A 19229-nucleotide genomic window follows, 5' to 3' on the forward strand; every position below is an offset into this window, starting at 1 on the left:
ATTTTGTTCATAAAATAATGATAAATTTTAAGTAGACAATGTTTAAATTGATAAAATAATAATTATTATAAAGAAGTATTTATTTATTTTAATAAGAGTGATATAATTAAATTGTAAACATTGTTAACAAAATGTTCATTAATTATGTTTGTTTTTAGGAGGGGTATAAAATGAGTAAAAAAGTAGAAGAATTAAAAAATGAAGTTATGGCTGATGTAGAAAAATCATGTGTAGAAGACATAAAAGCTCATATGATTGATAAAATTGAAGAGGATGTAAAAGTTCTTGATGAAGATAGCAAAGCTTACAAAGAAGATGAAAAAGAAGCAGCTAAATTAGGAAAAGCTATCAATAAAGAGTTAGATAGAGAAATAAAAGAAGAAGCTGAAAATGCTAAAGAATTTGCTAAAGAATTAAAAGCTGATATAGAATCAAGAGAATAATATTTTAAATAATTAAATAAAATTTTCACATTACTTTTGATGTAAAAAGACTGTATGTAATATCCCGTAAGTGCATATAGTCTTTTTATTTTGCTTAATTTTAGTTTTAAGAAATAGTAATAAAAAAAGTATAATGCAATGAAAATATTGCATTATACTCTTTTTTATTAAAAGGGTTATGTAATTAAGGAATATAAATTTGTTAGCTTTGATGCTAATTAATATTCAAAATTTATTTGAACATTAATTAATTTCAAAGTATAAAGTATAGTTTTGAAATTTAATTTACTTCAGGTGTAAGTAAATTAAAGCTTACACCTGAAGTAATATGCTAATCTAATTCTGAATTAGCTATATGACCTTTTAAAATTTCGGCTGATTTTATTAGGTTTTCTTTTTCTTCATTTGATATAGGGACATCTAGAATTTGTCTAGCTCCACTTCTATCAACTATAGTAGGCATTGCTAAATAAACATTATCAATTCCGTATTGGCCTTCAAATAGAGAAGAAACAGTTAAAATAGCATTTTCATCACGAAGGATTGCTTCAACTATTCTTGTAACGGCCAGAGCTACAGCATAGTTTGTATAGCCTTTACTATTTATTATTTCATAAGCTGCATTTTTAACTTTTTCAGGAAGTTGCTTTTTGAAGGAACCATCGCAGTTAGCGCAAACTGTTTTACAATATTCTTCAACATTTGCTCCGGCAATATTAGTTAAGCTCCAAGCTGTTATTTCTGAATCACCATGTTCTCCAATTATATATGTGTGAACATTTCTAGCGTCTATATCAAAATGTTCTGAAAGCATATATTTTAATCTTGAAGTATCTAAGACAGTTCCAGATCCAATAACACGTTCTTTAGGGAATCCAGAAAGCTTGTAAGTTATATAAGTTAAAATATCAACTGGGTTTGATACTACTAAAAGTATTGAGTTTGGGCTATACTTAACGACCTCAGGTACTATACTTTGGAAGATTTTTAAGTTTTTATTTATAATATCTAATCTTGTTTCGCCTGGCTTTGGACCAACTCCAGCAGTTATTATAACTATGTCAGAATCTTTTGTATCTGCATAGTCTCCTGATTTTATATCAACAGATTTAACAAATGCCGCACCTTGTGCTAGGTCCATAGCTTCAGCATGTGCCTTATCCTTATTTATATCAACAATTACTATTTCGGATGCTAATCCATCTTGCATTAATGCGAAGGCTGTTGTTGAACCAACGAATCCTGCACCTATTATTGAGATTTTATTAGTTTTTTCTCTTATCATATATATCATCTCCTAAACTAATTCCTAGTTAATTACTCTGAATTATAAGTTAATTATATAACAAATAATTATTATTATCAAGTAGTTTTTCTATTATTTTCTATGTTTAGAGTATTTAAATAGGTATTTATTCTTATAATCTAAAAAGTTTATAAAAATATTCTTTCTAATTAGAAGGATATTTATACTTAGAAGAGAATATAAATATTGAAGAAAATATATTTAATAGTATAAAGATTGAATAAGTAAATAAGCAATAAATTTGTGGGCTTTAGGATAAAGAAAAATATCTTTAAAAACTTAAATATATTTTATTAAGAATATTATTTTATAGGGAAAGAAGAGTTAAATTAAAAAAGTGAAATGGGGCTTAGAAATTTAATTTTAACTCTTATAAGAATTAAGAGGTTATATCAAAATAAATTCTAATATGAAACTTATAAATTAGTAATGCAATTTATTAATTTTAAAAATATATAAGTTTTGTATTAAAGTTTTGATATAACCTCTTAGTTTAGTTTTAAGGAAGATTTAAAAGAAAATATATATAATGATAAAGTGATATTTTGGGAAAAATAGTATATAATTGAATGGAAATAGAAAAAGCTATTTATTATGATTTTAAAGGGGTGAGCATCTTTGAAAAAATTAGAAAAAAAATATATTAAAAAAGATGCCGAAAAAAAATATGAATATAGATTCTATAGATATTTAGGGTTAGTTATAATTATTCTTTTTTCTTGCATAGTTACTGTAAGTAATTTAATAAATCCAGGAGAAACAAGAAAGTTAATTGCAGAGATAGTTAGAAATGATTATAGTGAGTTTTTCCAATATGAATTACATAATAGTGATAAATCACTTGAGGATATATATGCTTCATATTCAAAAGATAAAGATATAGAAGTATATAAACTTATGGCCTTGAATACTATATATTTTGGACAAGATAAAAATAGGTATTTAGAGCCCTATATTAGACCATATATAGATAAAAATAACTTATCTAAAAGTGATAGAATAAAATTATACGGAGATGTAAATAGAGAAATAAAAAATATTGAAAATAAGTATACATTTAAGCTAATTGTTAAGAGATTTTCACCATACATACTTGCTATTGCTTTTGTAACCTTGATAATGGGAAGTGCTTCATTTATTAGAAAAAGAAATAATGTTGAAAGAAATATAATTAATATTTTTATATTTTTAGCCGGAATATATATATGCTATTTATCAATTATAAATGTAAAGCATGGTATATGGATTAATTTGGCTATTATGTTGGCTTTAACAGAGTTTATTATAGAAAATAAAACTATATTATTAGAATATATTGGAGGTTCTATTATACTAATTATTTTAGCCTTAAGTATATTAGGTAAATTTGAGTGTAAAACAAATGAATTAGATAAATATGATGTAAATAAATTAGTTTTAGTAAATAATTTTCAAGGAGCTAATTTTGTTGATGGAGAACAAGCTATTCAAAGAATTGGACGAGCATTGTATTCTGAGATGAAAAAAGAAAATATGATATTAATAGATAATTCTAGTGAGGAGATAAATAGTATAATCGAGAATAAAGAAAAGATTATATTTAATAGTAAAGAAACTAATAAACCTGCATTTTATATGTGTTTATATAATAATATTCCCATATATAGATTAGCCTTAGTTAAGGATGGATACATAATAAAGATATATGAAGGAGTACTAAGCCCGTATATGAGAAGCACACTTATGAAGCTAGAAAGAGTAAAAGGTTATAAGAAAAATAAGATGTGTAATATAAAGAATGTCAAAATAATAAATTAAGCTTTAAATTTTATGTAAATTAACATTAAAAAAATCATAATGATATATTAAGCGGAATATTAATATACTAAGGACAAATATAATTATATTTGGTTCTTAGTATATTTTTTATATAGAATGTTGTTTTATGGAGTGATTTGAGTGGAGTATAAAAAAGAGCAATTCGATGAAAAGGTTTTAACTAATCATATTACTAAAGAACAATGGATTAATATATTAAGAAATAGTAATTTAATTGGATTAAGGGATATGAAAATATTGCTTAATTTACATTCTAGTAATGGACAACCTCTTAAGACTTCTTTAATAGGAGAACATTTAGAATTTGGAGATATTGGTACTAGAATTCAAAAAATGTGTAAAAGAATAGAAACAGAATTGGGAATAAATTTAGAAGAAACAAGTGAAATAGGAAGTTGGAAATATAAATTTAGACATTGGTTTATTATTCTAAATGGATCAAAGATATATGATGAAAAGGAAGAAAAAAATTATTTCACATGGACGTTAAAAAAAGAGCTTAAAGAAGCTATAGATTTTTTATTGGGAAAAGAATAGTATGACTTAAAGAAGTATTGTATAAAATAAGATAATAAAACTTATGCTTATCTCCTAAAATAAGCTATTTAAAATATAATGGTTTTATTATTTGCTTTTTATACAATACTTTTTTATTATTTATAAATATAACTTGAAATGTTTGACAGTAAGAGCCTTAGGAGGTTAATATCTTATTAGCAGAAGAAGGGAGTGAAAAGAGTATGAATAGAAAAGAGATAAAAAGTATTGCTAAATCTAAGTTAAAAGGTAGATGGTTTAATATTGTCTTATTAACTTTAATCATAGCAATAATTGAATTTGTAGCAAGTGAGATTGTTGGAAGAACTGAAGGAATAACTTCTAATATTTTAAGTATAGCTAATAACTTTTTATTAATGCCAGCCATAACGGCTTCAGGGATTATATATACAATTAAATTTGTTAAGAGTAATGAGGTAGTATCTTTAAGTGAGGCTATTCCAAGTGTTAAGGCTTGGGGAAGATTTATAATAAGTATGATAGTTACTATGATCTTTAGCATACCTATACTTTTAGTTGTGTTTTTAGGAAATATATTTTTAGTGTTATCTATAACATCATTACATAGTGCAATGCTTACTGGACAAATATCTATGAATCCTATGATAGGAATTTGGGGAGTAGTATTTTTAATAGTTATATTAGTATTAATTTTAGCTGCTATAGTAGGAATTTTATTATTCCCATTACCATATTTAATGGCTGAAGATACCTGTGGAATATGGGAAGCTGTTAAAAGAAGCTTTAAAATAATGAATGGTCATAAATGGGAACTATTTATTATGGGACTTAGCTTCTTAGGATGGTTAATATTATCAGTATTAACCCTTGGAATAGGATTGTTATGGCTTTTACCATATATCCAAGTTACTTTAAGAATATATTATCTTTCAATTACAGGAAGAGAAAGTGAAATAAATTAAAATTAGAACTGTATCCTCAATGGGTACAGTCTTTTTTTGGAGTTTACAGAATTGACATAAATTTGATATGATGTTAATCTTTTATTAAAAATAGAAGGAAGTGATTATTTTATGACCAGAAAAGAAATAAAAAGTTTATCACAAGATAAGCTAAGAGGAAGATGGACAAACTTTCTTTTACTTGTATTAATAGTTTTAGGAGTACAAGGGTTAGTTACGTATTTCATATCAAATGTAGAAAGTATAGGGCTAAGTTCAATTTTGAATTTAGGAAATAGCTTTTTATTAGGACCTTTTCTTGAATCTTTGCTTGTAGTATTTGTAATAAAATTAGTTGATAGAGATGATAAGGTTGGATTAAAAGAATCTATTCCTTCATGTAAAGTATGGAGAAATTTTATTAAGAAGTTCCTTGCTTTAATATTATTTGAGCTTCCAATATCACTTATAGCATCAATAATTGCTGTGGTATCATTTATTAGTATAATATCAAATCATTTTTATGAGTATTTATTTATGGCTTCTATAAATTATGTAGATATATTAAAGGATTATATAGGTATTTTTATTATAATAATATTAATAGTAGCTATTTATAATATTATAGTTTCATTATTCTTTTTCCCTGTTAAATATATTATAGTTGAAGAGCCAGAACTTGGTATATGGGAAGCTGTAGGAAAGGCTTTTAAAATGATGAAAGGTCATAAATGGGAGCTTTTCGTATTAATTTTAAGTTTTATAGGATGGGCAATACTAGCTGTTTTACCTATAGTATTAGGAAGTATAATTATTGTTTTAATGAACTTAAGTGTAAAGATATTACCTATTTTCTCTATAGGATTAATATGGTTCTTTGTATATAGAGATACTATATATAGAGTTTATTATCTTTCAATTTCAGAAAGAGCATTAGAAATAGGAAAAGATGAGTTAAATCAGGATATTGAAGTTGAAGAAGAGGACTTCGAATTTAGAGATTAGTTTAAATGCCTAAGAAATACAATTAAAATGTGTTTCTTAGGCATTTTTATTTTAGTAAAAATATATTACTATTTAATTTTTTAGTGTAATGAATTTACTAATAGAAATTACTTTAGATTAATACTAATTAAAAATATTTACTTAAGGGGCTCCATTACCCTGTCTAATATATTATTAATTTCTGCAATTGATGTACCAAAGTTTGTTATAGGAACTAAAGCGTCATCACATATTCCTATTCTATTCATTATTTCAGCTTTGTTAAACATGCATCCTCCACAATGAATTACAAGGGCATATTCATTAAGATTTTTAGGAAAATCTTTACCAGAGCAATTATGAACTATTATTCCAGGACAAGTTTCTTCTAGCCAGGTAGGCAATTTTTCTCTTGCTATATCACCTTTTAATTGATGGTGAGTACAAGCTTCTGCTATTAAAACTTTATCACCTGCTTTAAGATTCTTTATTGCTTTGGCTCCTGAATAGAACTTATCTAAATCCCCCTTGTATCTAGCCATAAGTATTGAGAAGGAAGTAAGAGGAACACTTCTATCTAATTTTGCATTAACTTGTTTAAATACTTGAGAATCAGTGATTACTAAATCGGGTTTACCATTAAAGATTTTTAATCCTTCATCTAACTTATCTAATGTAACCATAGTTGGTATTCCGCCATAATCTAATATATCTCTTAATACTTGAACTTGAGGAAGTATAAGTCTTCCTTTAGGAGCTTGTATATCTTGAGGAGCTACTAAAAGAATTTTATCTCCAGCTTTGATTTTATCACCTATTATTGGGCTTTCAGTTATTGAAGAGGGTGATACATTAACAAGTTTCTTTTTTAATTCATTTATGTTTAAGTTATTTTTAGCACTTATTGCAACATAAGGTATTCCTAATAATTCACCAATTTCTTTTAAAAAATTATTTAAATTAGTATCAACAAAGTAATCTTTATTAGATTCATTTGTTTTATTAATATCCTTTAAATCAATTTTAGACTCAATTAGGTTATTAGGAGCTAAATCACATTTATTAATAACTAGTATAGCTGGTTTTTTGGCTTTTTTTAATTTATTAAGCCATAATATTTCCTTAGAAAGCATGTCTTTAAATTCTATGTTTGATTTTATTGACTCTAGTATTTCAGAAAGTGAAAGAGTTATAAGAGCTACATCAGTCTTTCCTACAACCTCTTCAGTTTTTTCAACTCTAAGTTTACCAATTTCTCCTTCATCATCAAAACCAGCTGTATCAACGAAAACGACAGGTCCTAATGGTAAAAGTTCCATTGCTTTATAAACTGGATCAGTTGTTGTCCCTTTAAAGTCTGATACTAGAGAAATATTTTGACCTGTTAAGGCATTTATTATGCTAGATTTCCCAGAGTTTGTTTTACCAAAAAGAGAAATATGTATTCTACTTCCTCTAGGAGTTTCATTAAAATTACTCATAAATTTTTCTACTATTGCAAGATATAAATAGTAGAATTGCACCTCCTTGTATTAATTCTTGTGTGAAAATATTTTCAATTGTGAATAAACCTGTGGATAACTTTTTTATTGAATTTTCACTTTCAAATTCTAATTAAATAATGAAAATAAGCTGTGAAAAAAGTAAAAAAATTACAGTTATAAATGGCTTAATATAGCCATTTACAGGAGTTTTTATCTTTTGAAAAAATTACTTTTTTAAAGAGTAAATCTTATTAAAAGATAATGACAAAATAGTATAATTTTTTTCTTTTAAAACAAGTTATCCACATAGGGTTGTGGATAACTTGAGAGTTATTCACAATATATAGTTGTGTCATATTTATATACATACTAAATATTGATAAGGAAAAAAATGTAATATAAATATGTTGAATTTTTTTATATAAAAAACCATAAATAAATACTATGTATATAAGTAATAAAAATTACAGTATTTAATATAAATAAAAATTTGCTTCTTTAAGTTTAATTGAAAATAAGCTTAATAATAGAAATTTTAGCTTAAAAATAGCATCAAATAATAGAAGGATAATTATTATTTTACTAAAAGTTATTAGAAAATCTGTGATTTGTTATATGTTTTTAGTAAATAAAATTATAAAAATTATTCAAGAATAATTATATAATTTTGAGTATGAGATTAGAAGAGGATTTTAAGTGAAGAATATAAAACTAAAAAATAAAATAGGACAACTCTTGAAGAAAGAAGTTGTCCATTGTAATCAAATTATTAAATTTAGTGATGAGGTACCAAAACTACCTCGTTACATTCTTGGAAATTTAAAGCATTTTCATCTATATCTTTTATAGTTAGTAAGAAGTCATTAGCATTTATTTTTAATAGTGGATAATCTCCAATATTGTTTTTTGTATCATTACATCTATATCCTTCATTTTGAAGGTGAGTTATAACTGCATATTTTAAAGATTCCATAGAAGAAAAACCCTTCTCTAAAGTTAAAACTATTTTGTGTATATTACAACAAGTTCTTCTTTCTAATGAATTTTGATCTACTGCCATAAAAAAACCTCCCTCACAATAAGTCAAACTCTCAAATCATTCCTAATATTTACATAATGTTTAATTACATTTTACAACCTTTACATTTAATAGTCAAATTTTTAACAATGTATTTTAAGGAGAATTATTATAAAAATATTTAGGGATTAGTTAATAAATTAAGGAAATAAGAGAAAGTTAAAGAAAATATAATTTCGAATTAAACTTTCTATATTAATAATATGAATATGATAAAGATTAATATGCACAATATTGTAGATAATATAACAGTGTTGTTTATAAGTTCTTCATATTCTGGACAATGTTTACCTGAAAAAATAGGTAAGGAAAATGGTAGTGGAAGTATTAAAAATGTAAAATATGCATAATTAAAAATCCTGTCTTCAACTATGAGCTTGTCTATTATCAAGAATTTAATTAAATAACCAACTACAAGTATTACTATCATTCTAATTGTTACAAATTTAATACTTTTTTTAGTATATTCTTTATTGAATCTTAAGGTGAATCCAATTATAAGCAATATTAGTGGAGTACCTAAATTTGCTATGTACTGAATAGTGCTATAAAAACCAATAAGTAATACGTTGGTTCTAAATAGTTCTGCAAAACCTAAAATATTAAATATCATACCTACAAATATGCTTATTAAAAGTGGGGATTTAAATAACTCTTTTAATATGTGTATTGAGAATTTCTTATCATTAAATCTAAGCTCTAAAGTATTATAATATACAAGCCAACAAAAAAGTTCATTACCAACTCCTAGTATAGAGATTTTACCTAAATTTTCTGATCCAAAAACTGTGCCAAATAGAGGAATACCAAGTAATCCAAAACAAAAGGCTGAGGATACAAAGGGATTCATGGGGTGGTATAGGGGCTTAAACTTATTAATAAAAAATCCTATTAGAAAAAATACACAAAGCATAGCAAAGGATATTAATATAACTAAAAAATAGCCATTTTCAAAATTCATATTAAGAAAGGTTGAAAATAATATAGCTGGTAATGATATATCTAAAACAAGTTTTTTAATACCGATCATAGTTTCTGCTTTTAGCAAACCTTTAATTCTTATAATGTATCCCAATAATATAAGAAGTATTATTGGGACTACATTAGACATAACTCCTGTCATTTCTTTTAAGTCTCCTCTCAAATAAAAAAGTTAAAACCATAGTTAGTTTAATATTAACATAGATAAAGGTGAATTAATTTGCCCATTTTTGACTAAAGTTACTCAAATTAAAACCTGAAATTATTGATTTATCAAGTGTTTGTGAAAAGGATATATCATTCTAAGTTTAATTTTTATTATGAGTTATTTATACTTTAAGAAATTTTGATTAAAGCTTATGAAAGTATATATCAGTAAGTTTAGAGAATAGAAAGACATTCTTTGGGAGGGTAAAGAAATAGGTGGAAAATAAGTTATATTTAACAAAAATGTGATTAAAATTGAAATAGAATATGATATAATTAATAAAATATTAATTAATAATAACTATTTTAAGATATTTATAACAAATCAAAAAAATTAGTAATATGAATGGTTTTACGTTGATATTATAGAAATAAACTTTGAATTTTATAAAAGAACAATATGATAAAAATAATATTAATAAAATAAATATACTAGTAAGAAAACTTAGGAGGGCAAATGAATAATAGGTACTTAAGATTTTTATTATTTACTTTAGCTGGGAAGTTAGTCAGTGAATTAGTAGGTAAAGAAAAGAAGCATAACAAAAACTCATTAAATTTACCTAGTTTTATTGGAGTTATAGAAGTTAAACATAGCATAAGAGGAAGAGTTAGATTATATGTGCCAGTGCTTAAAAATGATGAAGCAAGTAGAAGAATTATACTAGAACAATTAAGCAGGGTAGAAACTATAAAGCACATTGAAATAAACAATATTACAGGTAGTTTAACAATAAAGTATGACCCAGAAAAAATAGATCCAGCTTTATTAATTGGAGTAGTAGCAAAGTTACTTCAATTAGAAGGGGAGCTTGTAAAGAAAAAAGAATCTCTTATTACTAGAGAGATGGGAAATATGAAAGAGGCAGTAAATTTAGCTATTTATAATAAAACTAGAGGTATTGCAGATATAAAAGCTATATATATTCTTATAGTATTATTCTTCGGTATAAGAGGAATAAGACAAATGCCTAAGATGTTGCCTAATGGATATACCATGGTTAGATGGGCATATGCAGGTTTATAGGAGGAAGTAATAATGTTTAAGAAGATGATAATATCTCAACTAGCTAAAATAAAGGTATCTCATAGCATACCAGGAAGAATAAGATTTAAAATGAACTCTTTAAAAATGATACCTGATGAATATAGGATTTATGAAAAATTCCTTCATCAAGCTTTACAAAAATTAGATGGAATTGAAAAGGTGGAAGTTAACACTGTAACAGGTAGTATATTAGTTATCTACGATATAAATAAGGTTTATGAAAAGAAAATTCTAAAATGGGTAGATAAGGTTAAGGCTATAGGAATAAAGAACTATGACTTAATTGAAAAATATGGTGAAACTAATTTAGATTACGTTGTTAAGACTATAGAACAACAGTTAGATGAAGCTTTAAAAGAAATTTAGTTTAAAGAGGAGTAGTGAATAATATGAGAAAAAATGATTTGCTACTGAAAAGTACTATAAAACACAGCATGGCAGGAAGAATTAGACTTAGATGCCAGGGCTTAAAGTATTTAAGTGATTACAAAAAAGAGATAGAAGATAAAATTTCTAATAGCTCAATTGTAAATTCTTTAGAGATTAGCACTATAACAGGTTCTATTTTAATAAACTATGATAAAAACATAAGTGAAGACAGAATAATACATAGAGTAGATAATATTTTAAAGGAATACTCTTTAAAAGTTTTTACTGCATTAAGAGGAAAAGAAAAGATAGATGTAAATAGTGTTGAGAAAAATGAAGAAACTTCAGTTGATATACTAAAGAGATTAGCAATAAATGTTGGTGTTTTAGGCTATTCAGTGGTAAAAGAAAAATTGAATTTAAGAGATTTATATAGTGTAGAGAGATTTGGATCTTTAGGAAAGTTTTTAACTGTACCAGCCTTAGCTAGCATATATCTAAATAAAGGTTTGCTAGATAACGGAATTAGAGGGGCAGTAAAAAATAAAAGACCTAATGCAGATACTTTAACACTAACTTCTATAGCAGCAAGCTTAATGCTAGGTAATGATAAATCTGCTCTTATGGTTACTTTACTATCAGATGTAGCAGAACTCATGACAATATACACTATGGAGAGAACTAGAGATTCTATAAAAAACATGCTTTCTGTAGCAGAGGAAGAAGTTTGGAGGATTGATGAGGATGGAAGCCTTAAAAAAGTTCCAATAGATAATATAGTTAAAGAGGACAAGGTTGTTATTTACACAGGAGAAAAAATATGTGTAGATGGAGAAGTTATTGAAGGAGAGGCTGTTGTAGACCAAGCTTCTGTAACTGGTGAATTTGTACCAGTGATTAAAAAGGTTGGAGATAGTGTCTTTGCTGGGACAGTTATTAAGAGTGGAAGCATAACAGTAAGAACTGAAAAGGCAGGAGATGATACTGTTGTATCTAGAATAATTCATTTAGTTGAGGATGCGGCATCTAAAAAAGCTCCTATTCAGGATTATGCAGATAAGTTCTCAAGCTATTTGGTTCCATTTAACTTCTTATTTGCAGGGTTAACATATATGTTTACTAAGAGTCCAAGTAGAGCATTAAATATGATGATTATTGATTACTCATGTGGAATCAAGTTGTCAACGGCTACAGCCTTCTCAGCTGCCATAAATAATGCTGTTAGAAATGGAGTTCTAGTAAAGGGTGGAAATTATTTAGAAGCATTATCAAATTCAGATACATTAATTCTAGATAAAACAGGGACTTTAACAGAAGGAAAGCCAGCTGTAACAAGTATAAAATTACTTAATGGGAATTTATCAGAGGAGGATGTACTAAAAATAGCAGGGGCAGCGGAGGAAACTTCTTCTCACCCAATGTCAGTTGCTATAATGACTAAGATTCTTGAAAAGGGCATAGAGGTACCTAAACATGGTCCTGTTATTACTCATATTGCAAGAGGTATGGAAACTGATTTAGATGGTAAAAAAGTTTTTGTTGGAAGTAAGGTATTCTTAGAAGAAAATAAGGTTGATATGAGTAAGGTTGATTCTGATGAAAAAGAATTAAGTAATAGTAGTTCAAATCTTATATACGTAGCATATGATGGAGAATTAATTGCCATAATAGCTATTAAGGATAAGATGAGAGAAAATATGAGAAAGGCCATAAATAACTTAAGATATCAAGGAGTAGATAATATTTTACTTTTAACTGGTGACTTAGAAGAACAGGCTAAGGAAGTTGCAATGCTTATGGGTGTTGATGGATATAAGGCTGAGCTTTTACCTTCAGATAAGGCTGAAGAAGTTTTAAAATATCAAGCATCTGGTTCAAGAGTAATGATGGTTGGAGATGGAATAAATGATGCACCAGCTCTTGCTTATTCTGATGTAGGAATAGCTTTAGGTGGAAGAAGTACTGATGTGGCCATGGAAGCTGCTGATATAACTATTCAAGGTGATAATCCAATGATGTTACCTACAATAATAGATTTATCAAAGAAAACTATGAATGTTGTTAAACAAAATTTTGGACTAGTTATAGGTATAAATAGTGCTGGGCTTATACTAAGCGCCGCAGGTGTATTACCAGTATTTTTTGGAGCAGTTTTACATAACTCAAGTACTATTTTAGTAGTTGCAAACTCTTTAAGACTTATGTTCTTCAATATGGAAAGAGGTGCTTAAAATGAATAATCCTACTATTGTTGTTGCTCATAAAATTAAAGATAGAATAAGGTTTAAACTTTCCCATCCTATTAGAAATAGTTTAGCTGTAATGGAAGAGCTTACTAAAAAGGATGGAATAAGAACAGCTAGATATACAGATATAACTAAATCTATAGTTGTAGAATATAATTCTTATAGAATTTCAGAAGATGAAGTAATAATGAGAGTTATAGCAATGTATTCAAAGAACTATGATTTAATACCTGTTAGACTTATTTATAATTCAAAGAAAAAGAATATGCCACCTATGGCGTATTATTCTTTACTTACACTTATAATTGGTGGAGTTAGTAGATATATACCTATGAATCCTAAAATTTCAGAACTTATTAATTGGGCAGTAGTAGGTACTACTATAGGAGCTATTGGAGAGCATGCTTATAAAGAAATAAATGAAAAAGGATATTTTGATCCTGAGGTTGTTTCTGTAATGTACTTAATGAATTCAATAGGAAAAGGTAAATTCTTAATGCCATCAGCCATAACTTGGGGAGCTACTTTTGGAAGACATATATTAGAAATGTCTTATGGAAGAATGCTTATATCAGTTAAGGAATTTAAGAATAAGTGTTCAAATGAAACATACTATGATATATCAGTTATGCCTGATACTGAATCATCTAAGAGTGCAAACATGCTTAGGGTATTTTTAGAGAAGTTTATAGAGACAGAGGGTAATACTATAGGTAAGTCCTTTATGATTTCTGGGAAAGGCATGTCAAAGCATGAAGGAAGTTTATTTGCTGGATTTGAAAATGGACCGGCTTTCATGGGAATGAATGATAAGAGCAGACAAGTATATAAAGGTGCTATAAATTAAATTTATAATAAATTATAAGATTAAACAATTAAGGAGGAATTTAATATGATACAAGGGATAAACAAAGACCATATAACAGGAGCATTAGTTGGGGTTGGTATATGTGCTGCAGGATACTATGTATATAAGAAAAATCAAGCTAAGGTTGATGATTTCTTAAGAAAACAAGGAATAAATGTTTCAAATGATTTAGGAAGAGACTATGCTTCAATGTCATTAGAAGAATTAATGGAAACTAAAGAAACTTTAGAAGACTTAATTGCTGAAAGAGAGTTAGCAATAACAAGTTCAGCTAAAGATGAAGAAGAATTAATTACTGAATAAAGGTATGAAAATTTATAGGGCAACTAAGGTTGCCTTTTTTTTATAAAAAAAAAGCCAGCTTACGCTGGCTATATATTAATTATAAATTGATTTTTAGTTTTGATTTTGATTGTTAGTTTGTACCCATATGAAAGATATAAATTTTAATGTGGAGTTAAAGTTATAATCTTTAATACAGGTTTTGCATGAATAAATAATCTTTAACTTTAATTGATTAAAGCTAGTGAATTAATGTGATATAAAAAGTTACAATATATTTAATTAACTAGAATCTTAAATCTCTAGTACCATTACTTATCTTATTTATTTTTTCTTCAACAGATTTTCTAAATGATTCGTTATCTATTTCATTTATTGATTTTTTAATTAATTTATCTCCGATTTCTCTTGTTCTATCTGTGCCGTAATCATCAATAAATTCTTTTAAGGTTATTAAAGCGTTGGCTTCACATATTTTATAAAGTTCACCACTTTTAACGATGTCCATAAATCTTTCACCAGTTCTACCTTCTCTATAACAAGCTGTGCAATAACTTGGTATATATCCAGCTTCCATAAGGCTTTCTATCATTTCAACTGGTGATCTATGATCTCCAACTTCAAATTGTGGTTTTTCCTCAGGATCACTGTATGCTTCTGAATAACCACCAACACCTGTACATGAACCTGTACTTACTTGAGAAACTCCAAGAGCTATTATTTCGTCTCTTAAGCCTGGTTCTTCTCTTGTTGAAAGTATAAGACCTGCATATGGTACTGCTAATCTTAAGATAGCAACAATCTTCTTAAAATCTTCATCATCAACTAAGTAAGGATAATTTTCTAAGCTAACATTTTCAGCTGGTCTTATTCTTGGAACTGATAGAGTATGAGGACCAACCCCTGTAGTTTCTTCTAAATCCATTGCGTGCATAAGCATTGCTAATGTTTCATACTTGTAATCATAAAGTCCATATAGAACTCCCATACCAATATCATCTATACCAGCTTCTCTTGCTCTATGCATAGCTGTTGTATGATAATTATAGTTATGTTTTGGACCACTTACATGTAATTTTTCATAAGTTGGTTTGTGGTAAGTTTCTTGGAATAAGATATATGTTCCAATTTCAGCATCTTTAAGTCTCTTATAGTTTTCAACTGTTGTTGCAGCTATATTAACATTGATTCTTCTTATTGATCCATTATCAAATTTAATTGAGTATATTGATTTTATACAATCTAAAATATAATCTAGAGGAGCATTAACTGGATCTTCCCCAGCTTCAAGTGCTATTCTCTTATGACCTAGGCTTTCAAGAACTTTAACTTCTTCAATAAGTTGCTCTTTGTTAAGTTTCTTTCTTTTTAACTCATCATTACAGTGTTTATATCCACAGTAAGTACAGTTATTTACGCAATAGTTACTTACGTATAAAGGTGCAAATACAACAAGTCTTTTTCCATATAATTTTTCCTTAACTTGTCTAGCTGCTTTAAACATTTCTTCAATAAGCTCTTTATCTTCAAGATTAAGAAGAACAGCAGTCTCTTCAGGTGTTAACCCTTCTGCACTTTTACTTTTTTCAATGATTTCTCTAACTAGTTCTTTGTCAGAAACAAGCTCTTTTCCTTTTGCTATAAGACTATTAATTTCATCATCCTTAATAAAATCTAAAGCATTGTACTTTTCGTTATCTTTTAACATAACAAATCTCCTTTAAAATTACTTTTAGGGTATGTCAAAAAATAATATAAACAACTAAAATATACTTATGGGAACTCAATGATTAAGAGGCTTAAAGCGATTAAGCTAAAAGCTAGTTTTAGATATGGCAGCTTTAACGGAAACACCTTTAAGTTTGCCTATTTTTCCTGTTATAGCTGAAATTTCATCGGTGGTTCCATCAACTACAATAGATATAACTCTAATGTTTTTTTCTTTGTATGGTAACCCCATTCTTCCAACAATTAATTTGTCGTATTCACTTAAGATAGAATTTACTTCTTTTATATTATCAAGGCTTTCAATAACAATGCCAACAACGGCAATTCTAGTACTCATACTGTCATCAAACCTTTCTAAATTTCAAAATTTTTTATTACCTTTTTGTTCAGAGAATTCCTTACAATTAGGGATAAAGTATATTTATATTATTTTTTTGACTGGTTTCTCAGTTGAAAGAAGTATTTTTATATAGCATCTCGCAACAAAGAAGACATAGTATAATTATACTACAAAATTTTCAAAAATATAGATTAAATTTCTAGTATAGAAAAATATAAGTTTTATACTGAATTAAAACAATTTGTAAACTTTTGAGAATTTATTTTGATATAATCTAAAGTAAGATTTAAATTTATTATACTTTTAAAATAATAAGTTTTACTTTAAATTAGGCTATGGCAAAGTCATTTATATACTAATTATAACTTGAAAATATAGTGTAGGATTTAATATATTTTTGATTAAGCTTTGATATGAATGCTTAGAAAGGAAGAAGGCAAATGAAGAGAAATAAATTAATAACAGCAATGATATTAGCTGGAGCAATAAGTATTGGCTCATTTACAACAGTTTTTGCCGATACTAAGGAAGTAGTAACTTTAGGAGCTAATCTAAATTCAAGTCAAAAACAAGAGATGTTTAAGGAATTCGGAGTTAAGCCTAATGATGTTAAGGTTATAACTATGAATGTTAATGAAATAAGAGAGCAACTTGGATTGCCTAAAATATCAGGAGAAGTTAAAGGAAATGCTTATTCAAGTGCTTTTGTTAAGATAGAAGAAAAAGGTTATGGCATAAAGGTAAAAACAAATAATTTAACAGAGGTTACTCCAACTATGTTAAGTAATGCCTTATTAACATCAGGGGTTACTGATGCTGATGTTATTGCTACAGCACCATTTAAGGTAACAGGTACATCAGCTTTAGCTGGGGTCCTTCAAGCTTTTGAAAAGGCTACTGGAGAAAATATACCAGTTGAAAATAAAGAAGTGGCAAGACAAGAATTAAGCATAACAAATAATTTAGCTAATGCTAAAAATAGCGAAGGACAAGATATTGGAAAAGATGGAGCTAGTGCTATAGTAAACCAGGCTAAAGAAGAGGTAATAAAAGATAAACCTAAAAATGATAAAGAGGTTGGTGAAATAGTAAATAATATTACAAATAACTATAATATTGAGTTGACTCCAACACAAGAGCAAGAATTAGTGGGCCTTTTAGCTAATATAAATTCCTTAGGGTTAGATTATTCTAGCTTAAAAGGAGAACTTGATAGCATTTCTAATAATATACAAGAAGCTTTAAAAGAAAATGGACAAGAGCTTAAAGAGAGTGGAACTTTAGATAGGATATTAAATAAAATTCTAAGTGTTTGCAATGATATAAAAGATTGGTTTATATCACACTTTGGAGATGGAGAAGTTACTATAAATGGAGTTACATATGATAAAGATGGTAATATGATAAACAAAGATCAACTAAATAATGTAGGAACTTCAGTAAATGATGAGGTTAAGGATAATAGTGAAACTAAAAATAATGTAGATGATAAATTACAATCAAGTGATTCTAATGAGAAAGCAACTTATAATGCCAATGGTAATAAGCAAGGTGGTTTTAATACTGAAGGAGATCAAAATAAGGTGAATAGTTCACAGAATAAGGATGTCCAAAACAATAAAGAATCTCAAAATAAGGATACTCAAGGTGCTAAAGAGTCACAAAACAATAAATCTGAAAATAATGTAAATTCATCAAAGGGTAATTCAAATAAAAATAATAGTGGAAGTAATACCAATTCAAAGGATAAAAGTAAGGAAACTATAAAACTTCAAGATGGTACTGTAGTTCCTAGATATAATTCAAAGGGTGAAGAGTATAATCCTGTTACTGGTGGATATGGCCATATTCAAGAAACTGAAGATGCTGGAAAAGATTCAGATGGAAATAATGATTATATAATAGTTGATGGTAAGAAGGTTCCACTTCATGATGAACAAGGAAGAGAATATAATCCAGAGACAGGAAGATATGGAGATCCTGATGATAACTAAAAAATAGTCAAATAACTTTACTTAGTATTATAAATATAAATTAACTGTAATAGAAACAAAAATGTTTTTATTACAGTTTTTTTATTATTTTACAACAGAAATAACGGGTAAGGAATATTTATATAGTGAAAGGAGTTGATAAACATGGCAAAGGCAATCTTAACAAAGAAAAGCTTAGTATTAAAGTATCAAAAGGGGGTAGATGATAGTGGAAACCCTAAATTTTCAACACAAAAGTTTTCTAAGATAAAGGTTGATGCAGAGGATGTAAAACTTTATGAGGTGGGAAAAGCCTTATCAGATCTTTTATCATCAAGGGTTAATTCTGTATTAAAAGAAGATGACTTTAAGTTTGTAGAAGACACTCAATAATCTAATAAAATTAGAGGGGTGATCAGTTGATTTTGTAGTATTTAAAAAAATCAAGATGCTTTTAAATTCTACATTAAAGATAATCAAAAGAATAGAGAGGATATTAGTTTCTCTAAGAAAAACCTTAGAGTTCATAGATAGGCACTTTTAAAGATAAATTATAAGCTAACAAAAAGTATTAAAAGAGATTAATGAGTAAGATAAGACATACATTTTAGGAG

Annotated in this window: 18 protein-coding genes; 12 read left to right on the forward strand and 6 right to left on the reverse strand. The window is 27.2% G+C overall.

All coding sequences use genetic code 11. The annotated features are described in order from the left end of the window. Positions 1 to 170: 170 nt before the first annotated feature. Positions 171 to 443 (forward strand): hypothetical protein, encoded by a 273-nt coding sequence (locus ACYUCG_RS14105; protein WP_003448587.1) that lies wholly within the window; start codon positions 171 to 173, stop codon positions 441 to 443. Positions 444 to 774: 331 nt separating this feature from the next. On the opposite strand, the gene ACYUCG_RS14110 is transcribed toward ACYUCG_RS14105, so the two are convergent. After that, positions 775 to 1728 (reverse strand): L-lactate dehydrogenase, encoded by a 954-nt coding sequence (locus tag ACYUCG_RS14110; protein ID WP_003475322.1) that lies wholly within the window; start codon positions 1726 to 1728, stop codon positions 775 to 777. A 639-nt stretch (positions 1729 to 2367) separates the two neighbouring features. Here ACYUCG_RS14110 and ACYUCG_RS14115 point away from each other — a divergent pair. The 4 genes from ACYUCG_RS14115 to ACYUCG_RS14130 all read left to right on the forward strand — a co-directional run bounded on the left by ACYUCG_RS14115 (position 2368) and on the right by ACYUCG_RS14130 (position 6032). Next, entirely contained in the window at positions 2368 to 3546 is a 1179-nt protein-coding gene (locus tag ACYUCG_RS14115) for a hypothetical protein (RefSeq protein WP_415319667.1), read from the forward strand. Between the two features lie 141 nt (positions 3547 to 3687). Then, entirely contained in the window at positions 3688 to 4104 is a 417-nt protein-coding gene (locus tag ACYUCG_RS14120; RefSeq protein WP_415319666.1) for a hypothetical protein, read from the forward strand. A 203-nt stretch (positions 4105 to 4307) separates the two neighbouring features. Beyond that, positions 4308 to 5048, forward strand: a complete 741-nt coding sequence (locus tag ACYUCG_RS14125; RefSeq protein WP_139932530.1) for a DUF975 family protein — start codon at positions 4308 to 4310, stop codon at positions 5046 to 5048. 111 nt (positions 5049 to 5159) lie between these two features. Next, on the forward strand, positions 5160 to 6032 hold the full coding sequence (locus tag ACYUCG_RS14130; RefSeq protein ID WP_460268780.1) for a DUF975 family protein: 873 nt from the start codon (positions 5160 to 5162) through the stop codon (positions 6030 to 6032). Positions 6033 to 6169: 137 nt separating this feature from the next. On the opposite strand, the gene ACYUCG_RS14135 is transcribed toward ACYUCG_RS14130, so the two are convergent. From ACYUCG_RS14135 to ACYUCG_RS14145, 3 genes are all read right to left on the reverse strand, one after another. Beyond that, positions 6170 to 7492 (reverse strand): GTP-binding protein, encoded by a 1323-nt coding sequence (locus ACYUCG_RS14135; protein WP_283681946.1) that lies wholly within the window; start codon positions 7490 to 7492, stop codon positions 6170 to 6172. 778 nt (positions 7493 to 8270) lie between these two features. Next, complete coding sequence (locus ACYUCG_RS14140; RefSeq protein ID WP_060796394.1) at positions 8271 to 8555, reverse strand: hypothetical protein; 285 nt, start codon at positions 8553 to 8555, stop codon at positions 8271 to 8273. Between the two features lie 208 nt (positions 8556 to 8763). Then, a complete protein-coding gene (locus tag ACYUCG_RS14145) occupies positions 8764 to 9696 on the reverse strand; it encodes an AEC family transporter (protein ID WP_415319663.1) in 933 nt (310 codons plus the stop codon). Positions 9697 to 10218: 522 nt separating this feature from the next. Between ACYUCG_RS14145 and ACYUCG_RS14150 the strand changes: the two genes are divergently transcribed. From ACYUCG_RS14150 to ACYUCG_RS14170, 5 genes are read left to right on the forward strand one after another with little or no spacing between them, the layout of a single operon-like run. Beyond that, positions 10219 to 10788: an HMA2 domain-containing protein gene (locus ACYUCG_RS14150; protein WP_415320253.1), complete on the forward strand. Its 570-nt coding sequence runs from the start codon at positions 10219 to 10221 to the stop codon at positions 10786 to 10788. A gap of 12 nt (positions 10789 to 10800) precedes the next feature. After that, on the forward strand, positions 10801 to 11175 hold the full coding sequence (locus tag ACYUCG_RS14155; protein WP_460268781.1) for an HMA2 domain-containing protein: 375 nt from the start codon (positions 10801 to 10803) through the stop codon (positions 11173 to 11175). A 23-nt stretch (positions 11176 to 11198) separates the two neighbouring features. Continuing rightward, positions 11199 to 13409, forward strand: a complete 2211-nt coding sequence (locus ACYUCG_RS14160; RefSeq protein ID WP_415320251.1) for a heavy metal translocating P-type ATPase — start codon at positions 11199 to 11201, stop codon at positions 13407 to 13409. A 1-nt stretch (position 13410) separates the two neighbouring features. Beyond that, entirely contained in the window at positions 13411 to 14271 is an 861-nt protein-coding gene (locus ACYUCG_RS14165) for a hypothetical protein (RefSeq protein WP_283681941.1), read from the forward strand. Positions 14272 to 14316: 45 nt separating this feature from the next. Further along, complete coding sequence (locus ACYUCG_RS14170; RefSeq protein WP_060796388.1) at positions 14317 to 14595, forward strand: hypothetical protein; 279 nt, start codon at positions 14317 to 14319, stop codon at positions 14593 to 14595. Positions 14596 to 14860: 265 nt separating this feature from the next. Here the strand turns inward: ACYUCG_RS14170 and hydG are convergent, their stop codons facing one another. Together hydG and ACYUCG_RS14180 are read right to left on the reverse strand one after the other, a co-directional pair. Next, positions 14861 to 16282, reverse strand: a complete 1422-nt coding sequence (gene hydG, locus ACYUCG_RS14175) for a [FeFe] hydrogenase H-cluster radical SAM maturase HydG (protein WP_460268782.1) — start codon at positions 16280 to 16282, stop codon at positions 14861 to 14863. Positions 16283 to 16387: 105 nt separating this feature from the next. Then, complete coding sequence (locus ACYUCG_RS14180; RefSeq protein ID WP_003448558.1) at positions 16388 to 16639, reverse strand: TM1266 family iron-only hydrogenase system putative regulator; 252 nt, start codon at positions 16637 to 16639, stop codon at positions 16388 to 16390. A 443-nt stretch (positions 16640 to 17082) separates the two neighbouring features. Between ACYUCG_RS14180 and ACYUCG_RS14185 the strand changes: the two genes are divergently transcribed. Both ACYUCG_RS14185 and ACYUCG_RS14190 read left to right on the forward strand, forming a co-directional pair. After that, positions 17083 to 18636, forward strand: a complete 1554-nt coding sequence (locus ACYUCG_RS14185; protein ID WP_460268783.1) for a DUF1002 domain-containing protein — start codon at positions 17083 to 17085, stop codon at positions 18634 to 18636. A 144-nt stretch (positions 18637 to 18780) separates the two neighbouring features. Then, on the forward strand, positions 18781 to 19008 hold the full coding sequence (locus tag ACYUCG_RS14190) for a DUF1659 domain-containing protein (RefSeq protein WP_283681936.1): 228 nt from the start codon (positions 18781 to 18783) through the stop codon (positions 19006 to 19008). Positions 19009 to 19229 lie beyond the last annotated feature (221 nt).

It is taken from the genome of Clostridium sp. CTA-17 (assembly GCF_054767895.1).